The organism is uncultured Lamprocystis sp. (genome assembly GCF_903933125.1).
Taxonomy (GTDB): domain Bacteria; phylum Pseudomonadota; class Gammaproteobacteria; order Chromatiales; family Chromatiaceae; genus Thiodictyon.
Map to the genome: position 1 here is coordinate 1 of NZ_CAIZIZ010000333.1, position 20,320 is coordinate 20,320.

10 protein-coding genes and 1 pseudogene are annotated in these 20,320 nt (G+C 61.3%); all 11 read left to right on the forward strand.

Annotated elements, in window-relative coordinates:
* Nucleotides 1–141: 141 nt before the first annotated feature.
* A pseudogene (locus tag QZY03_RS17160) lies at nucleotides 142–435 on the forward strand (transposase); the annotation flags it as partial.
* An 825-nt stretch (nucleotides 436–1,260) separates the two neighbouring features.
* The gene (locus tag QZY03_RS17165; protein ID WP_295583186.1) at nucleotides 1,261–8,991 is read left to right on the forward strand and encodes a type I polyketide synthase; all 7,731 of its coding nucleotides are present in this window, start codon (nucleotides 1,261–1,263) and stop codon (nucleotides 8,989–8,991) included.
* Nucleotides 8,992–9,197: 206 nt separating this feature from the next.
* A complete protein-coding gene (locus tag QZY03_RS17170) occupies nucleotides 9,198–10,358 on the forward strand; it encodes an aminotransferase class I/II-fold pyridoxal phosphate-dependent enzyme (RefSeq protein ID WP_295583188.1) in 1,161 nt (386 codons plus the stop codon).
* On the forward strand, nucleotides 10,355–11,158 hold the full coding sequence (locus QZY03_RS17175) for a formyltransferase family protein (RefSeq protein ID WP_295583190.1): 804 nt from the start codon (nucleotides 10,355–10,357) through the stop codon (nucleotides 11,156–11,158). The genes QZY03_RS17170 and QZY03_RS17175 overlap by 4 nt, the downstream gene beginning before the upstream one ends.
* Before the next feature lie 330 nt (nucleotides 11,159–11,488).
* Entirely contained in the window at nucleotides 11,489–12,652 is a 1,164-nt protein-coding gene (locus QZY03_RS17180) for a capsule biosynthesis protein (RefSeq protein ID WP_295583192.1), read from the forward strand.
* Between the two features lie 9 nt (nucleotides 12,653–12,661).
* Nucleotides 12,662–13,450, forward strand: a complete 789-nt coding sequence (locus QZY03_RS17185; protein WP_295583194.1) for an ABC transporter permease — start codon at nucleotides 12,662–12,664, stop codon at nucleotides 13,448–13,450.
* 14 nt (nucleotides 13,451–13,464) lie between these two features.
* On the forward strand, nucleotides 13,465–14,097 hold the full coding sequence (locus QZY03_RS17190; protein ID WP_295583196.1) for an ABC transporter ATP-binding protein: 633 nt from the start codon (nucleotides 13,465–13,467) through the stop codon (nucleotides 14,095–14,097).
* Nucleotides 14,072–15,646, forward strand: coding sequence for a glycosyltransferase family 1 protein (locus QZY03_RS17195; RefSeq protein ID WP_295583198.1), 1,575 nt, complete (start codon nucleotides 14,072–14,074; stop codon nucleotides 15,644–15,646). Before QZY03_RS17190 ends, QZY03_RS17195 begins: the two co-directional genes overlap by 26 nt.
* Nucleotides 15,647–15,658: 12 nt before the next feature.
* A complete protein-coding gene (locus QZY03_RS17200) occupies nucleotides 15,659–17,647 on the forward strand; it encodes a hypothetical protein (protein WP_295583200.1) in 1,989 nt (662 codons plus the stop codon).
* A gap of 9 nt (nucleotides 17,648–17,656) precedes the next feature.
* A complete protein-coding gene (locus tag QZY03_RS17205; protein ID WP_295583201.1) occupies nucleotides 17,657–19,003 on the forward strand; it encodes an exostosin family protein in 1,347 nt (448 codons plus the stop codon).
* A gap of 42 nt (nucleotides 19,004–19,045) precedes the next feature.
* Nucleotides 19,046–20,320: a glycosyltransferase family 2 protein gene (locus QZY03_RS17210; RefSeq protein WP_295583203.1), complete on the forward strand. Its 1,275-nt coding sequence runs from the start codon at nucleotides 19,046–19,048 to the stop codon at nucleotides 20,318–20,320.

Sequence of the window (20,320 nt, forward strand, 5' to 3'; positions counted from 1 at the left end):
CACACCGGACCGTTACCAGTCCCGCATGTGCTCCTAGGCTACGACGGGAGAAACCGTCGGTTCTATCAGGCCGCCTCCTAGCGACTTCTTGTAGAACATTCACTTACGCGACTTCGTGTCGCACAACGATGATCAAGGCCGCAGTTCACCAGCGAGGCGTTCACGCGGGTCCTCTTGGACGCTGGCATCGCCATCAGCATGGACGGGCGGGGTCGGGCGCTGGACAACATCTTCGTCGAGCGCCCGTGGCGCACCGTGAAGTACGAAGACGTGTACGTCAAGGGCTATGCCAGCCTGCCCGAGTTGCTGCTTGGGCTGGCTGCGTATTTCGTCTTCTACAACGGGGAGCGTCCGCACCAATCCTTGGGCTACCGCACGCCCGAAGAGGTGCATCGATCAGGGATTGGCGGTGGGGCCTGCATCGTCGATCGGTTCGGCGACCGACCCGCGCCCGCTGCCGCAGCACCGACGCGGGCGGCGGCCGAGTGCTGGCGGACTCCGTGTGGACACAGCGTGAATGTCGCAGTAGCGACCGTGTGGACAAGCCGGGGACAACGCGCTGCGGGCGCGTTGTCCCCACCTTGCCCACACGCATTCACCCTTTGCCCACACTGCGCCGCACGATCGCCGGGGATAACCGAGGATGCCTGCGGCGCAACAGCAACAGATTTTTTTCTTAATCGCTGCGCGGATGCCGTCTTAAACCACGCCCAGTGCGAGAAACGTAATTTGTAGGTGCGGCTTTAGCCGCACGCTTGGCCGGTGCGGTTGACACCGCACCGATGCCAAAATTACGCATCCCGTCCTGGGCGCGGTTTAACGATCGCTCCCCCGTCGGTGGGACAGCGCCAAACCGCTGCGATGAACGTGGGCACGATAGCTTAAATTCGGGGGAAAACTGTCCTGGACGCAGTGCTGATGCTCGGATGCTCGCCTTTGGGCAGCGATTTCTGGTAATATCCAGTATAGTTGGTTGCCGTAGCTGTGATTCTAGAGTTGAGTTTCGGCGGTACAGCGTAAAAAATGGCAGAACAACAACGATGACATGGCAAATGCTAGATTTTTTCAGGGTTTTTTCAAGGCTAAGCAACTTGAATCGTAATGAGGTAGAGCGTTTGTGATGCTGCTTGACTTCCTGGCCGGCGTTTGTTCCTGAAGCTACAACATCTGGTTTATCCCGCGAATAGCCCGTCAAATTGACCCGCGCAGACTTGCCTTAAGACTTGATCGTGTGCCGTCATTACGGAAGCGAGTACCTGAATGGACCACACAACGTTGCATATCGTGTCGAGTTCTACCCTTCCACGCCTGGCCATCGTCGGTTGTGCGTTCCGGTTTCCCGGCGCGCGCGACCGCGCCGCGTTGTGGGATGCTCTGATCTCCGGCCGGGATCTCGTCAGCCGGGTCGCACCGGAGCGCTTTGCCCAAGCGGCCTTTGAGCACCCGCGGAAATCGGAACCCGGCACCAGCTATACCTTCGCTGCCGGGTCGCTGGGCGAGGTCGCGGGGTTCGACGCCGAGTTTTTTGGTATCTCCCCGCGTGAAGCGATCCAGATGGACCCCCAACAGCGGCTCCTGCTTGAACTGGCGTGGGAGACCTGTGAGGACGCCGGGCTGCCCCCATCGCGGCTGCGCGGCAGTCGGTGTGGGGTCTTCCTTGGCATCTCAGGAGTCGACTACAGCTATCGGCTCGCCGATGACCTCGGGTCGATCGACGCGACCACCATGACCGGCAATACGGCCAGCGTTGCCGCCAATCGCTTGTCTTACTATTTTGATTTACACGGTCCGAGCATGGCGATTGATACCGCCTGCTCGTCGGCCTTGGTGGCCTTTCATCAAGCGTGCCGCTCGGTCCTGAGCGGCGAATCGAGTGCGGCACTCACCGGTGCCATGGTTTTGCATCTGCATCCCTTTGCTTTCATCGGTTTCTCCAAGGCGTCGATGTTATCGCGCCGCGGGTTTTGTAACCCCTTTGGGGCGGAAGGGGACGGTTATGTACGTTCCGAGGGTGGCGGCCTCCTCCTGATTAAACGGCTCACTGACGCGGTGGCTGATGGCGATCGGATCCTGGCGGTGGTGCTCGATTCGGCGCTCAACACCGATGGCCGTAAGCAGGGATTGACCATCCCCAGTCATCAGGTCCAGTCCGCGCTCCTGCGCGAGGTCTACGGACGCTGTGGGATTCGGCCGGATGAGATTGACTACATCGAGGCCCACGGTACCGGGACCGTGGTCGGAGATCCACTCGAAGCGCGGGCTTTGGGGGATGCGCTGGGCCGACGGCGTGCGCCGGGGCGGCCGCTGCTGATCGGTTCGGTGAAGAGTAATCTGGGGCATCTGGAGGTTGCCTCGGGTCTGGCCGGACTGGTCAAGGCGATGCTGTGTCTGGAGCATCGCGAGATTCCGCCGACCATCCACCTCGATACACTCAACCCGAACATCGACTTCGTTGGCTGGAACCTGCGGCCCGTCGTTGATCCCACACCGTTAGATCCCGAACGTCAGTTGGTTGTCGGCGTTAGCTCCTTTGGTTTCGGCGGGGCCAATGCGCACGTCATACTCGGGAGTCCGGACCTTGGGCCGCGACCCGCACCGGCGGTTCCCGCGACCGTGATCCCGCCGTTGGTGCTCTCCGCGCGCAGCCCCGCGGCACTGGAGTGTCTGGCCCGCGCCATGGCAACGCGGGTGGCAATGTGCGCGGATCAGGAGTTTTACGACATCGCCGCGGCCGCGGCCTTTCGCCGCGACGCCCTGCCGTATCGCCTGGCGGTGTTCGCCGCCGATCGCGCAGGACAGGCGGCGGCCCTGACGCGCTTTGCCGCTGGTGAAACGACGGCCGACCTAACGACGGGTCAGTGGCTGGCCGCAGCGGTCGGACCGGTGTTCGTCTACGCCGGCAACGGCGCGCAATGGGTTGGCATGGGGCAGGCATTACTCACGGAGGACGCTGCGTTCCGGGCGGCGGTCGCGGCGGTGGATGCCCTGTTCACGTTGCGTGGGGGATTCTCGATCCTGGCCGCACTCGCGGCACCGGCGGATGCGGAACGTCTGGCGGCGACCGAGGTCGCGCAACCATTGCTGTTCGCTATTCAGGTCGGGCTGACCCGCATGCTGGCCGAGCGCGGCGTTCACCCGACCGCAGTGGTCGGTCACAGTGTCGGCGAGGTCGCCGCTGCCTGGGCGTGTGGGGCCTTGAGTCTTGAGCAGGCGGTCGCGGTGATTCATGAGCGCAGTGTGCATCAGGCGCGGACACGAGGTGCTGGTCAGATGACGGCTGCCGCGTTGGACGAGGCGGCAGCGCACGCATTGGTCGAGGCGCTGGGGCTCACTGACTGTTTGTGGGTGGCGGGAATCAACAGTGCGGGTTCCGTGACGCTCGCCGGGACTCAGGACGCTCTCGCCGTCTGCGAGCATGACCTGAGTGCCCGTTCGATCTGGTTTCATCGGCTTGACTTGGACTATGCTTTCCATAGTCCCGTCATGGATCCGCTGCACGACGACTTGCTGGCGGCCTTGGCGCAACTCACCCCAGGTGCCGGGACCATCCCGTTCCACTCCACCGTGACCGGGTCCGTGCTGGCCGGTACCGGTCTGGATGCTGACTATTGGTGGCGCAATGTGCGGGAGCCGGTGCGCTTCGGCCAAGCCGTCGCGGGGCTGCTCGAAGCCGGCTTCAACTGTTTCGTCGAAATCGGTCCCGCCCCCATCCTGCGCGGATACTTGAATGAGTCGGTGCGGCGGGCGGCGACGGCAGCGGTGATTCTGCCGACCCTGTCGCGAGAGGCGGGAGGGCGTGCACAGATCAACCGCTGCTTCCATCAATTGCTCTTGAGCGGGGTCGACTACGACTGGATGCGTCTGTTCCCACGGCCGGCGCGTTTCGTCGATCTTCCTCATTACCCATGGCAGCATGAGCGTTTCTGGCTGGAGGAGGGTGCCGATGCGCTGGGGCTGCTGGCGCGCCACAAGGTGCACCCACTGCTGGGTTATCGCATGGCGCAGGCGCCGCTTCAGTGGGAGAATGTGCTTGATACCACGCTTTATCCTCACTTGGCCGATCATGCGGTGGGCGATGCGGTCGTCTTTCCGGCAGCCGGTTTTGCCGAGATGGCCTTGGCCGCCGCCTTCCAGTGGCACCCGGAGCGGTTGACTGACATCGCGGGTTTGGAGATCGTCGCCCCACTATTGCTAGAACACGCCAGCTCGAAGTGCGTGCGGCTCGCCATAGATGCGAGTGATGGGTGCTTTACAATTCGCAGTCGCGCAAGAAACGATCCTGGCCCGTGGTTGCTTCACGCCACTGGGCAGATCGCGGAGGCCGCCGGCACCGATCCGGTCATGCCGCTGGGTCAGGTTCCGGTCGGCGCTCCAGACGTAGACGCCGATCTGCATTATCAGTGCACACGGGCGGTGGGGCTGGATTACGGACCGGCGTTCCGTGCGGTCGCCGGCGTGTGGATCAGCGGGGAACGAGCGCTAGCGACGCTCGTGACTCCGGAGGTGATCAGGCCGGAGTTGATGCAGGCCCGTCTGCATCCTGCCTATCTCGACGGCGCGCTCCAATTGCTGGCTGATCTGCTGGCCCCGCGGTCACAGCCGAGCACCGCGCGCGCCTATATTCCGATCCGTATTGAACGTTTGCGGCTAGCCCAGGCCGGCGTCGCGGTGGAATTGGTTGAAGCGCAGTTGAAGCGTATCGGTAAGCGCGCGCTACTGGCCGATTTTCGTCTTTACGATGCGGTAGGCAGCCTTGTCGCCGAAGTGAGCGGGGCGCGTTTTCGTGCCGTGCAACTCAAGCGTTTGGCGACTGAGCATGTGCGGCAGGTAACAACCGTCGCGATCCCGCGTCCACGTCCGGCGGATACGGCTCACTCGGTGGTGGTGGCGGTAAGCACGCTCGCGGGGCTGGCGGCCGCGCGCTGGGGTGAGCCCGAGCGAATGGTCTGGCGCGGTCGTTACCTCGGCGAGGCCGAGCCCTTGCTGGACGCTTTGTGCGCGGCGTTTGCCCAGCGTGCCTTGCGGACCCTGGACCCGCGCGGGGCTTGGATCGATCCCGATCGGTTGTTGGCGTCCGGCGCGATCCCCACGTCGAATGAATCGTTGTTGCGCTGCCTGTTGCAGATGCTGACGGACGACGGTGTCCTGGAGCGGGTCGAGGGGCATTGGTTATGGCGGGACGATTCCATACTGCCTGATCCCGAAGATATTTGGATCAGTCTGATGGGTGACTATCCTGATCAAGCTGGGTTGATCGGCCTGGTGGGGCGCGCGGGTCTCAGGTTGCCGGAGATTCTCGCCGGGTCGATGAGTCCGGCGCTGGTGTTGGCCGGCGACGCTGACCTCGCCGCACTTGGGCCGTTCGGGACTGAACCCGGCCTGAAGCAGCGCCTGGCGGGGACGATTGCGGATCTCATCGGCGAGATCGCGGTGCGGTTGCCGTTCGGCCGTCGTCCGCGGGTCATCGAGTTGATTGGCGCCGTGCCGGATGCAGTCTGCATCGCCGCGTTGCTCGATGCGTCTCACGCCGATCTGGTGGTGGTCGCCCAGACGCCGGAGCGCGGCGCGGAACTCGCGGCCTTGCTGCTCCATCGCCCTGCCGTACGCACCTTGGTCATCGATCCGGCGGAGCCCGGGGCGGCGCGGGCGGACTTGGGCGGCTGGTTCGACTTGGTCATTCTTGGCAGCGGTTTGGCTGGTGGTGCTCCCGTCGACTTGCTGACGCGGTCGCGGTCGCTCATTGCTCAGGGCGGTCTCTTGGTCGTTTGTGAGCAATATCCGACCCGCGCTCATGACGTGAGTTTCGGTTTGCATCCGGAATGGTGGTCCAAGACTCACCGCTCGCGTTTGCGAACACCGGAGAGTTGGCAGGCGTTACTCGCCCGCAACGGCTTTCCGGATGCCGCGATCATTCCCGACACCCCTGACGCCATCTCCGGCCACTACCTGGTGTTGGCGACGCCGGATGGCGCGGCGCGAGCGATGGCCGCAGACCCGTGCGGCGATGCCCAGTCGCTCGGACCCTGGTGCATCATGGTCGACACCACGCCCTATGCGGTGGTGCTTGGGCAGACGCTGGCGGGCGTGCTGGCCGCGCGCGGCGATGACGTTTTGTGCATCGTTGCGGGTGACGGCGATAGCGGATCGGCAGCGGGCAACGCATCGATTGCGCTGCCGCTGGCCGATAGTGACGCCTGGCAGCGCTTACTCGTCGATCTGGGGTCTCACCAAGCGGCGCCGCGGGCGATCATCCACTTGGCCGGGCTGGATGTTCAGCCGGCGCGCGATGCTTCAGACTGCTTGGTGCGCCAGGAGCGAAGAGCGGCAGCGCTGCTTGCCTCGTTGCAAGGCTGTATCGCGGCTGGACAGACGCCGGACTATTATGTGATCACCGCGGGGGCCGGGGTCGGATTGCTGGACGCCGGGTGGTCGGGTCCGCGGGGTGGCGGCAGCGTCCAGGATGCCCCGCTGTGGGGATTGGCGCGGGTCGCCATGAATGAATGCCCAGGGCAGCGGGTGCGCTGGATCGACTTGGCAGAGTCACTGGCGCCGCCCCAGGCTGCCGATCTGCTGGCCGCGGAACTGCTGGCACCGGACGCCGAGGATGAGGTGATCTTGCTGTCGACCGCCCGTTATGTGCCGCGGCTCCGGGTCTTGGGGCCGGCATTGCCGGGCCGTGATGCGCCGACACCCTCCCGACGGCGTGTCTATCTGGACTTTGGCTCACCAGGGCCGCTCCGGAACCTTGCCTGGCAAGAGGGTGACGTTGCGGTCCCTGCGCCCGATGAGGTGGAGATTGCCGTGCGGGCAGTCGGTCTGAACTTCCGCGACGTGATGTACGCGATGGGACTCCTGCCCGATGAGGCGCTGGAAAGCGGTTTTTCCGGTCAGACGTTGGGTATGGAGCTTGCCGGGGTGGTCACTGCCGTCGGCGACGTCGTCACTGAGATCCGCGTCGGCGACGAGGTCATCGCTTTTGCCCCAGCCGCCTTCGCCAACCGCGTGATCACGCGTGCCGCCGTCGTGGTCGCCAAGCCGAAGGACTGGTCGTTCGCCGCGGCGGCGACCGTACCGACGGCCTTTTTCACCGCGTTTTACGCCATTGCTGAATTGGCGCAGTTGCAAGAGGGCGAACGCATATTGATTCATGGCGCCGCGGGCGGAGTGGGTCTCGCCGCCTTGCAGATCGCCAAGATGCGGGGGGCGGAGATCTTCGCTACCGCTGGTACGCCGGAGAAGCGTGATCTTGTCCGAATGCTCGGTGCCGACCATGTCTTCGACTCGCGTTCGTTAGCATTCGCGGATGATGTCCTGGCGATCACTGGCGGGGTCGGCGTCGACTGTGTCCTCAATTCACTCTCGGGTGAGGCAATCAGACGCAACCTGAGCGTCCTGCGCCCATTCGGTCGCTTTCTTGAACTCGGTAAGCGGGATTTTTACGAGAACACCCAGATCGGCCTGCGTCCGTTCCGCAACAACATCACTTATTTCGGCGTTGATGTCGATCAGTTGATGAGCGAGCGACCGCTGCTTGCTCGGCGCCTGTTCTTGGATTTAATGTCGCTGTTCAGGCACGGATTGCTCAAGCCGCTGCCTTACCGCGCTTTTGACGCTGCCGAAGTGGTCGATGCCTTTCGTTACATGCAGCACTCCCGCCAGATCGGCAAGGTGGTCGTTACCTTTGCGACCGATTTCGCACCAGTGTCTAAGCCAGCATGGGCCACGGAACCACTCCGGCTCTGCGCGGACGCGTCTTATCTGGTCACTGGCGGGTTGAGCGGATTCGGTCTGCGGACCGCTCGCTGGCTGGTTGCCAAGGGGGCGCGATCCTTAGTCTTGTTGAGTCGACGCGGTGAGTTCGGCGAGGACGCTCCAGACGAGGCGCTTGCCGAACTGCGTGCGGCCGGGGTCCGGGTGCATGCCCCCGTCTGTGATGTCACCAACCGGTTCGCGCTCGCCGCGATTATCGAGCAGGTGGCGGCGGAATTGCCGCCGTTGCGCGGGATCATCCATGCGGCGATGGTGATCGACGATGGGCTGTTACGAACTCAGGACGTTGCGCGGTTGCACCGCGTCCTGGCACCCAAAGTACTGGGCGCCCTGCACCTCGATGCTTTGACCCGCGATCAGTCGCTGGACTTTTTTGTGCTCTGTTCCTCCGCGACAACCCTATTCGGCAATCCGGGGCAGGGCAGCTACGTGGCGGCCAATATGACGTTGGAGGCGCTGGCCGCAGAGCGTCGGGCACACGGATTGGCAGCCACCTGTATCAGCTTCGGACCGATTGCTGACGTCGGTTATCTGGCGAGCAACCCCGAACTTCGCGAGACGCTGGTCGCGCGGATGGGTGGCGCGCCGCTGCAGGCGGACGAGGCGCTGGTCATCCTCGAACAGATGCTGGTTTCCAACACCTCGAATCTTGGTGTTCTCGATCTCGCTTGGGGGGTGATGGCGCGCCTGTTGCCGTCGGCCGCGGCACCGAAGTTTCTGGAGCTTGCCGCCGCTGGTGCGGATACGGCCGGCACTGCCGAAGGCGACGAGGATCTGCGTCGCCAGCTCGATGCACTGGACTTGGGAGCGCTGCGCGATGCGGTCGCCGACATCCTCCGGCAGGAATTATGCGAGATCTTGCGGTTAGCACCGGAAAAGATCGACAGTAATCAGTCGCTCTACGACTTGGGCATGGACTCCTTGATGGGTGTCGAACTGATCACCGCATTGGATGCCCGCTTAGGACTGACCCTGCCGTTGCTGGCGATCAGCGAGGGACCGACGATCGCGCGTCTGACCGAACGAATCGTTCATGCGTTGCGCCCGTTGGATACGAGTGAAGCCGAATCGGATACCCCCGCTGATTTCACCCGGCAAGTACAGCAATTGGCTGAACAACACGGTGATTCCCTGGCACCCGAGTTTGTTCAAACGCTGTCGGTGGAGGTCGGGGCGTCCGTCCAGGCAGGGACTCTGTCATTGACGAGAGATGCTGGATAATGGCCTGGTCAACCAAGGGGTTTCAGGGGATCACGGGGCCGCTCAAGGAGCGTCTTATCCAGCAGGGCCTGGAACGGCGGGCGCGTCGGTCCGAACGTGGGCTTGCCGAGGATCTTGACGCCAATGGTGGCGACGACGCAATTCCGAATCGGGGGAACGGTTCCGATGAATCGTGTCGCTTCGACCTCGACCCGGCCTATCAACAGTTGCGACTCGTCGGCGAAGGAGCCGCACGCCTGGGTATCTCCAACCCGTTTTTTCGTCCCCACGATGGGATTGCCGGCAATACGACCGTAATCGCGGGCCAAACCTACATTAATTTTTCCAGCTACAACTACCTTGGACTCTCCGGGCATCCTCTGGTCAGTGCCGCTGCCAAGCAGGCGATCGACGACTATGGGACATCGGTGTCGGCCAGTCGCCTGGTTTCTGGGGAACGACCGATCCATCGCGCCTTGGAAGAGGCGTTGGCGCGGCTGCATGGGGTTGATGATTGCATCACCTTTGTCAGCGGTCATGCCACCAATGTCACCACTATCGGCGTTCTGTGTGGTCCCGGGGACTTAGTCTTACATGATTCATTGATTCACAATAGTATATTGCAGGGAATCGCCCTATCCAAGGCCAAGCGTCTCTCGTTCCCTCACAATGATTGGGCCGCCGCGGACCGCCTGTTGAGCGAGATCCGCGGTCAGTTCCGGCGTGTTCTGATCATTATCGAGGGGCTCTACGGCATGGATGGAGACGTCCCGGATCTGCCGCAGTTCATTTTGGTCAAATTGCGACACCATGCGCTGTTAATGGTGGACGAGGCCCATTCATTTGGGGTATTGGGCGCACGTGGACTGGGAATTCGGGAGCATTTCGGGGTGGACGGGGGTGCGGTCGACATCTGGATGGGGACTTTGAGCAAAGCCCTGGCCGGCTGTGGCGGCTACATCGCTGGCGGGCGTGTGCTGACGGAACTGCTCAAATGTTCGGCTCCAGGGTTTGTCTACAGCGTCGGCATGGCCCCGCCGCTCGCCGCCGCATCCCTGGCCGCCCTGGCCGTCCTCCAGGCTGAGCCGGAGCGTGTGGCGCGGCTGCGGGAGCGAGCGCAACTTTTTTTTGAATTGGTCAAACGTTGCCGGATCGACGTCGGTCTGAGCCAGGGTCTTTCTATCGTACCCGTCATCACGGCGAGTTCAATCAAGGCCGCGCGCCTCGCCGACGCGCTGTTTCGTCGCGGCATCAACGTGCAACCAATTGTCTATCCGGCCGTTAACGAGCGGGCCGCTCGATTACGCTTCTTCCTGAGCTGCGAGCATACCGAGGACCAGATCAGGGCCGCGGTTGACGCTTTGGCGGCAGCGTTGCGAACCCTGTGAGTCCACCTGCGCGTCCGCTGGTCCGGGTCGTCTTCTGCGGTACTGCCGGGTTGTATTCGGCTTTGGTGCTCCAACGGTTACTGGCCTGTCGCGATCTCGAAGTCGTCGGTCTGATTCGTTCTACCCGAGTGCTGCGCGCCCGCTTCGGCTTTTTGCGTGGTGCCTGGCACCAAATTCGGATCAGCGGTGTATTCTACGCAGCCTATCTATGGATGGCGACGGATTGGACGGAGACCCTGTGCCGATGTTCACTGGGGCATTTGGCTCGCCGTCACAATCTCCCAACCCTGACGACTCGCAATGTCAACGATGCGGCCGGGCTCGCCTTCGTCACCGCTGCGCAACCAGACGTATTGGTGAGCTGCTTCTTCAATCAGCGGATCGGGGATGCGGTGCGGCGGTTGCCGCGGCGTGCCGCGGTCAATCTGCACCCCTCGCTATTGCCCGCGTTCAAGGGGGTCGATCCGGTGTTCCATGCGCGGCTGCGGCAGGCGCCGTCGCTCGGCGTGACGATCCACCACCTGACTGATCGCTTCGATGCGGGATCGATCCTGCGACAGCAGGCGTTACCGGATGTCGCTGCTGACAGCCTGTTCATGAGTACCGCCCGGCTGTTCGACCACGGCGGATGCTTGCTGATCAGCCTGCTTCGCGATGGTTCCGACACCCAACCCGGCATCCCCCAGGTCAGCACCGACGCCTACGATAGCTGGCCAACCGCGGGCCAGGTTCGGCAATTGTGCCGACGTGGAATCGCACTCTTGCGCATGAGGGACCTGGCATGGGCGCGACGCCAGTGATCGGACGGTAGCCAACGGCTGGGGGTGAGCGGCCGAGATCTCCGGAGCTGCGAGCTCGATCCTGCCGCCACCGAGTCATGACCAAGGCCGTCGCGGCGCCTTGTCCCGTGCGCTGTTCGCCAATCTTCTAGAGGGTGTCAAGGCGCCTGATGCTTGTGATAGGCACCGGCAGCGACTAAAATATCGGGCTTGTGCCTCAAGCCGCCGCGGTGCCCGCCATCGTCTCCCAATACTCCCACCGTTGCTCCTGCTCGTCGTCTTGGGAGGCTCATGCGTCAAAGGTCATTCGCATGGCTGTCAGTGTTCCGATAGAATCCGGCAATAGTTGCGATGTCCGAGATCATCCTGCCTGAACCAGCGTCCGTGTCCGATCAAGTTCGGCCGCGCCGGTTTTTTCCGCAGTTGCGGCAAGTGAACACGCTCTTCATGCTGACGGTCGTCATGCCGACCGTGCTTGCCGTTCTGTATTTCGGGGTGATTGCTTCAGATGTCTTTCTCTCCGAGTCACACTTCGTTGTGCGTGGTCCGCAGCGAACGTCGGCCGCCGGTCTCACGTCGTTGTTGCAAGGTGTGAGTGGCGGCTTTTCGCGGTCGGTTGAGGATAGCTACAGCGTGACTGATTTTATGATCTCGCGTGATGCCTTGCGATCACTTGAGGACGAACTGAATCTAACGCAGGCGTTTGGGTCAGATGGCATAGACATACTCAGCCGCTTCGCTGGACTCGATCGGGACGACAGTTTTGAAGCGCTTCACCGCTATTACCAAAAGATGGTCGGTGTAACGGTGGATGCCGCGTCTCCTATTTCAGTTCTCAGTGTCCGTGCCTTCTCGGCAGAAGACGCTTTCCGTATCAATGAGCGATTGTTGGAACTGAGCGAGCAGTTGGTCAATACGCTTAACGCGCGTGCCCGCCAGGATATGATCCAGTTCGCCCAGTCGGTTGTGGCCGATGCCGAGCAGCGTGCCCGCACGGCGGCTGAAAGGGTCTCTGAATTTCGCCACCGTCAGTCAGTGTTCGATCCGGAAAAGCAGTCGGCGATACAGCTCGAACGGGTCTCGGTTCTTCAGGGGGAGCTGAGCATCAGCAAGACCCGATTGGCACAGATTCGTAGTCTGGCGAAAAACAATCCGCAGATCGATCCGCTGCAAAAGATGGTGGACGCAACAGAGGCGGAAATCGCTTCGGAAACCGCAAAAGTCGTGGGTGGTCGGGTGTCGCTGGCGGATAAGGCGGTAGAGTACGAGGGATTGGTCCTGGAGCAAGAACTTGCTGCGAAGCAGTTGGAGACCTCCTTGATTTCGCTGGTTCAGGCGCGTGACGAGGCGCAGCGCAAGCAACTCTACCTGGAGCGTATCGTTCAGCCCAGTATGCCCGATGTTGCGCTTGAGCCGCGGCGCATCCGCAGCATCGTCGCTACCCTCATCCTCGGATTGATCGGTTGGGGCATGCTCTCGCTCGTGGTAGCCGGAGTGCGCGAGCATCACGATTAGGGTGTTAGCGTGGTCAGCGATACACCATTATTCCGTTCGTTAGCGATTCAAGCCCGTGTCATCGGCGCGCTCCTACTGCGGGAGATCATTACCCGTTATGGCCGTCATAATATCGGATTTTTTTGGTTGTTTCTGGAGCCGATGATCTTCACGCTCGGTGTTACACTATTATATGGGTACCTGCGGCCGATGCATGGCGCGATGTCGATCATCCCGTTCGCCATCACCGGCTATTCGTCCGTGCTGATGTGGCGCAATGCGGCCAGCCGTTGCTCCAAGGCGATCGAACCGAATCTCTCGCTGCTCTATCATCGCAATGTAACCACGCTCGATATCTTTGGCGCTCGGCTCTTACTCGAGATTTCCGGGGCCACCATCTCCCTGATCGTGCTCTTGGCGGTCTTTATTTTTGCCGGCTATGCACCGATGCCCGCGGATCCTCTGACGATGGTTGGCGCTTGGTTGCTCCTTGCCTGGTTCGGCGGCGCGCTCGGGCTCATCGTCGGGGCTCTGTCGGAGCGCTCGCAGACCTTCGAGCGCATCTGGCATACGCTGACCTATCTGATGTTTCCGCTCTCCGGGGCGCTCTTTATGGTAGACTGGCTGCCGGCCAAGGCACAGTCACTGATCCTCTGGGTGCCGATGGTTCATGGCGTGGAGATGCTGCGCGACGGTTACTTCGGATCGGCAGTGCGCACGCATTATGACGTCGGCTATCTCGTACTCGTCAATTTCATTATGCTCTGGGTCGGTTTGCTCTTGATTGACCGCGGTAAGTACTTGGTGGCTTCCGAATGATCACGTTGCGGGGGGTGTCCAAAGATTATCGCACCCGTGAGGGTGGTCGCCACGTGTTACGGGATATCAATCTGCAGATTGACCGTGGCGCGAAGATCGGCATTCTCGGCCGCAATGGTTCCGGTAAGTCGACCCTGATCCGGCTGATCGGCGGGGCCGAGCACCCGACCTGCGGTGTGATCAAGCGCGAGATGACGGTATCCTGGCCGCTCGCGTTCAGCGGCGGATTTCAGGGCAGCCTGACCGGTTTGGATAATTTGCGTTTCATTTGCCGTGTCTACGGTGCCGATATCGATCGGGCCCGGCCTTTTGTCGAGGATTTTTCCGAACTCGGCGTTTACTTTCGAGAGCCGGTGAAGACCTACTCCGCCGGTATGCGCGCCAGACTGGCCTTCGCTTTGTCGATGGCTATCGAGTTCGATTGTTACTTGATCGACGAAGTGCTGGCTGTCGGTGATTCGCGGTTCCATGAAAAATGCCATCACGAGCTCTTCGAGAAGCGGCGTGATCGCGCGTTGCTCATGGTGTCGCATTTGCCCCAACATATACGCGAGTACTGCAGCACGATCTACGTGCTGAGCGCTGCGCGAATTCAGCGATTTGATGATGTCGACGAGGCCTATGCATATTTCGCCGAATGTGGGTAGCACGACCAGCATCCTGTTCGATCTGAAGCCGGCTTTGGATGGATATGCCGGTATCCCGCAGGAGACGCGCTTGCTGTTTCGAGGGCTGCGATCATTGTCTTCCTGCGACGTGACCGGACTCATCCAACATGGTGCGCGGCGGTTGCGGTCCGGCTCCGCCACCGCGCGGTCGTCGAACCCGCGCGCTTACCAGATCAACCGTTCGTCACGTATTGTCGTTGCGTTGCGTGATATGCCCGCGGCGAGCCCCGGCGAGGCGGATGTGCAGGTCTTGGCTCCCGGGACGAAGAGTGCCAATTCAAACGTCGGTCTCAACTCCGTACTACATGCCGTGGGATTGTTCTTGTTGCTGCAGTCAGCGCAGTTGGGGGACCGGTTGGGCCGGCGTCTTGAGCCCACTCCGTTCGCCTCTGAATTATTCGATGACTTCGTCTGGCGGACTTTCTTCAGTAAGACATTGAAGTCCGCGGACAAGTCGTTAGTGACGTCATCCCGGTTTCAGACCCTGAGTGTGTCGCGTAAGCGGCTGCATCAAGTCGGTCTGGCCGGCCGCCGCTGGTCGAGAACGCCGCGCTATCTCAGCATCAACACCCATGGCAGCGATGTGCTGTTGGCCCAGACACCATTCCCCGCGCGCGTCTCCGACGGGACGCAACTGGTGATCCGGTACCATGACACGATACCCATATTTTTCCCTCATACGATCAATGACAGCGTTTTCCATCAGGCGTCACATTATTACGCGTTGCAGGACAATGTTCGTGCCGGTGCCTGGTTTTCATGTGTTTCTGAATCCACGCGGCGTGATCTGCTGACGGTCTTTCCGGAGGCTGAAGCCCGAACGTCAGTGATTCATAACATGGTCTCCGACGATTATTTCGACGAACTTTCAGCGTCCGCTTACGTGCCTCAGATTCTCCGCAGTCGGCGCGCTCAGTCCCGTGCTGTTACCGCAGATCTGAGTTCCTTGGAACCTGCACTCAGGGGCTCGGACACCGGGTTTGATTACTTGCTGATGGTTTCAACGATCGAGCCGAGGAAGAATCACCTGTTGTTAACCGCCGCGTGGGAGCGCTTGAAGTACAATGCCATGCCGCGGTTGAAATTGGTCGTTGTCGGCAGCCAGGGTTGGGCCTCCGCGTCGGTACTCGACGTCTTTCGTCCCTGGATTGAGCTGGGTGATCTCTTTTATCTGAACAATGTCCCGTCGGCAGAACTCAGAGTGCTCTATCGACACGCTGCAGCGACTGTTTGTCCCAGCCTGGCGGAGGGATTCGACTATTCCGGTATCGAGGCAATGCGCAGTGGTGGGGTGGTGATTGCGTCCGGCATTCCAGTACATCGTGAAATCTACGGGGATGCGTCGGCCTATTTCGATCCATACTCCGCGGAAGACGCCGCCGCGGTCATTGGCAACGTGTTGTCCGGTGAGTCGCTCGGGTTACGGGAGCAGTTGCGGGTCGCGGGTGCACGCGTCGCGGCTCGCTACACCTCTGAGCATCTCCTGTCCCAGTGGGAGGGCTTTTTTCACGAGCTCAAGAAGTCTTGATCGTATGACCGAATGTTCAGTAAGGTGCTGGAGAGCAAAGTGACCATTGTTGTAACCTGTGGCTATCCTGGTTCAAGGTACGAAGAAGTGCACGGTTTGTTTACGGCATCCGGGCTCAGTGAAACCACGCCATCCCGCCGTGAGGGTCTAACGGTCGGGTGGTTCCATGAGCAGGCGCTCAAGGCGCACGGGGTATCCCCACAGGATGACGAAGCGGTCTTGCAACTTGCTCCCGGAAGACTCTGGGAAGAGCTGGCAATCGACTTGGTCTTGGGGAATTTACAGAAAGAAAATTGGGGGTGGGCGGATTGGCGATCCCTATGGTTGTTAGAGTTCTGGCGCGATTTTGATCCGCAGATTCGCTTTGTTCTCGTCTATCAGTCGCTGGATGTGCTGGTTGCTGAACTGGTACAAAGCGGTGCTACGATGTCCGCTCAGGACCTCTTGCAGATCACGAGGCTGTGGCTTTCCATCCATCGCGAGTTGGTGCGTTTTCATCACCGTAATCGGGGTCGGTCGATCCTGGTCAATGGCGATCGGGTGTTCCAGGCTCCGGAACTATTCGTCGCCAAGGCGAGCGACTGTCTTCAGTTGCCATTGCACTGGCCGGCCGCGGCTGATATTCCGGCACCGGGAGCACCATCAGCGCTGGCCAGGCTGTTGGTAAAGTCATTGCCCTGGGTGGAAGGCGATGTCAGCACACTGTGGGGGGAGTTGGAAGCCGTCGCCGAGTTCGGATCTGATGAGCAGGAGTCTGAGCACCCGTCGGTCGAGCATGCGGTCACTGAGTTTCAGGGACTCGTAGCGGCGCTCAATCGGGCCGAGTCGCGCTTTACCATCGTCACGATGGAAAACGATGCGTTGCAGCAGGCGCGAACCGAGCATGATCGGCTCGTCGATGAGTTAAATAGTCAGTTGAGCGCCGTGCGGAGTGCACAGGCGGCCGCGGAGGCGGCGGTAGAGACGGAACGTGCGGCGAAGGTCGAGCACGTCAAGGAGAACGAGCAGCTATTGGTGCACTTGCATCAAGTGCAAGAGGAGTTGGAACGTTATTTCTACAAGGATCAAGGCGATGCGTTGCAGCAGGCACAAGTCGAGCATGGTCGGCTCGTCGATGAATTGAACAGTCGGTTGAACGCCGCGCGGAGTGCACAGTCGGCGGCGGAGAAGAGCGAGGCCGCGGCGAAAAACCGCGTGGACAAGGCTGAAGCGGTTAATCGGAGCGAGGCGCAAGCGCGGCAGCAGGAGCAGATCAAGCACCAACAGCTTATTGATGATCTAAAGCGTCAACTGACTACCGCGCGGAATGCACAAGCGGCGGCGGAGGCGGCGGTATCCAAAGAACGCGCGGCCAAGGTCGAGCAGGCCAAAGAGTGCGACCTGCTGCTCGCGCAATTACATCAAGTGCAGGAGGAACTGGAGTCTTATTTCTTGCAGGATCAAGCGCGGGGGGGCAACGCTCTCCTGGCTTCGGCGTTGCCGCCGGGCAATGCCGATGCGTGGAATCCGCTGCGTCCGGTGGAGTGGCTCTTGGATTTGCGGGAGGAGATCGTCGGCGAGAACTGGTACTATGCGGAACACGATGGGCGGTGGGCGGGGCCTGAGGCTCGGAGTTCGCTCGAACTGCCGGCGCTCCCGCGTGGTCGTTATCAGATCCGATTCGACATTGTCGATACGATGCAGCCGGAGATCCTCGCTGGCCTAACTGCGGTACTGAACGGCACGCGACTTGATCTGGAGCCGATCAAGGCTGAATTGCCCGCGCTGGTCATTGCCTTGTATGATGCCGGCGACGCCCCGACCGAGGGTCAGTGGCGGCTGGAGTTGCTGTTTCCTGGGCTGGTCTCACCAGCCGAGCGCGGCTCCGAAGATGAACGTCGGCTGGCGATACGACTGCGTACCGTGCGAATCATCGCGGTGGATGAGAAAGCGCAGCAGGAGCAGATACCGCCGCTCGGCGAAGGGAAGAAAAGGAAGCGTAGATGGTGGAACAGAGGTTGATCAGTCGCAGTGTACTCAGATTTATGCTCGGCGGGAAACCGACTAGCAGTTGATCGGCAATGCCGGGGCGCTGTCTCCATCGGCGAGCGTCATGGCTTCGTGGATGGGGGCGAACTGGCCTGGCATTCGCTGCGGCGTTTTTGTATTTACCGGCGTGGGAATCGCTGGTTAGGTATGGATTGGCTGGAGCCTGGGGCGGCTTTTTTACTGCCGTCAGCAGTGGTTGCCAAGTGGGGCGGCACGCGTGCGGCCCTGCCGGAAGCGATCTTAACGCGCTTCATTCGGCCGGTGATCAGTACCGCGCCAATCGTGATCCGGCAGCGGTGCCGGCATCCCGGCGATGACCATTTCTGGCAGTATCCTTGCGGCACTGAACGCCAGGCTGATGAGAATCACCAGAAGATTGCGTTGGGAGCAAACCTTGACCGTGGTGGCGAAACCATCCATACCTATCTGGGGCTGCCGTGGGCCACCTATATCGATCGTAAGCGCTTTCCGGAGGAGATTCTGCAATGGCTGCGACCGCGGATTACCGGATGGCGGCGACTGGCCTGGGAGCAGGGGTATCGGTTGGCCGTTCATACGGTCTGTCAGCAGATATACTGGCGGCGCCTCATCGACCGCTTTCGCGAGCTTGGCGTGACTGATTTGCACTTGTCGCATTGTGAACGTGCGGTGCGGGAAGCCCGGACCTCCGGGAGTCTGCGAATTCACAGTTGGCCCCTGATCGCGGTAAATGTTGAGGATCATACGCGTGGTGAGGGGCTTGAGCCCGGGCGGCTGGTTGCTTGCCGGCGCTATCTCGCGTCATTTATCGGCGCTTATCTGCCTCACTATCGATCGGATGCTCGGCTGCGGTTGTTGGATGCGGCGCGGCGTGATGGCGGCGATGATGTGATTGTCGAGGTGAGTGACGAGTGGCATTTCGAGAAGACCGTCTATCAAGAGCAGGTGGGTAATATCCCGCTGACGCTTCGGGATCGTGAGTCGCAGGCCGCCGCGACCAGACGTTACAATGAAGTGTTGTCGGATTCGGTCTTTTCGTTGTGTCCGGAAGGCGCCGGACCTAATACGTTACGTTTATGGGAGTCGCTGGCGGTGGGTGCGATTCCGGTCATTCTGGCGGAGCAGTGGGAACCGCCGGCATGTCTGCGCCGCAGCGGGGCGGCGGCGGAATGTTGTCTTTTTTTCAAGGCGAGTGAGATTGGTCGGCTGTTCACGGAACTGCGGGCAATCAACCGTGAGCGCATTCGGTCAATGTCGGCGGCAGGTCCGCGGGTCTATGCCGAGGCGCGCGAATTGCGGGCTTTTGCGGTAAATGATACTGGTGTTTGCGGTGGTCGTAATATCCAATAGCGGGTGGCGCAAGTGAATCAGTGTGACGTTAAGGCTGACGCCATGCCGGCGGGGACCGCGGGTGGCACTGACCACGGGTGCCCAACCGTCTCAGTGGTCATGCCATCCCGCAATCAGGCGGGTTATCTCGAGTCGGCGGTGGTGAGCGTGTTGAGTCAGGACGTCACCGCGTTGGATCTCTGTGTGGCGGATGGGGCCTCGACCGATGAGACGCCGCAGCGGCTCGCACGGCTCGCGCAGCGCTTCGGCCGGCGTCTGCGCTGGCAATCGGAACCGGATTCCGGACCTGCCCAGGCCGTGAATAGGGCGCTGGCGCGCAGTCGAGGAGAGATTATCGGCTGGCTCAACGCCGATGATTGTTATGCCCCGGGTGCGATCCAAAGCGCGGTTGATTTCTTTGCCGCCCACCCCGCTGCGGTGATGGTTTACGGTGAAGCCGAACATATCGACGCCGCGGGCAAGCCGCTAGGTCGCTATCCGACTCGCTTACCGGAGGAGACGCTATCCGGATTCCAGGCCGGGTGCTTCATCTGCCAGCCGACCGTCTTCCTGCGTCGTTCGGTGTTCGCCCAAGTCGGGACGCTCGACGAGGGTCTGGCGACCGCCTTTGACTTTGACCTCTGGTTGCGGATCTTTCAGCAATTTCCCGGCCGTATTGGGTATGTTGATCGGGTTCAGGCTTACTCTCGGCTGCATGCGGGATGTATTACCCGTACGCAGCGCCGATTGGTTGCAGAAGAAGCGGTCCGGTTGCTTGCACGGTACCTGGGCCGCGCTCAGGACCACTGGTTGCGCACCTATGTGAACGAAGCCCTCGCGAGCTATCCGTTTGGCGATGTCCGAGGCGCCATTCAAGAGCATGTCGCGGAATTTGTAGCGGGCTTGGCAGGGTATCTTGAACCTGCCGCGGCACATCAGTTGCGGCAAGATCTTCAAACCGACGCGCGCTTGTGTCTGGCGCGCACCGGCATCGCCGTGGATGTCTATCCGGATGGCTGGGCACCGCGAGACCTGGAGCTGCGGATGGCCGGGCAATCCGTTCCACAGCGTGCGCTGCGGCTGCACTGCCAACATGCTTGGCCATTTGCCGCGTCGCTTGAGCTCGTGCTTGGTCCGAGTTGGGCCGCAGCATCGCGGATGCGCATCGCTGCGCCCGGGCCCTTCATCATCGAGATTCCCTTGGCGGATGTGCCGCCGGGGGCGGACGTGACGGTGCGGATCACCGCCGATCGGGTGTTTGTGCCGCGGCTGTTTCGGGCCGACCATGACGATGGTCGGGGATTGGCGTTTATCGTTCGCGGCTTGGAGTTGGTTTAG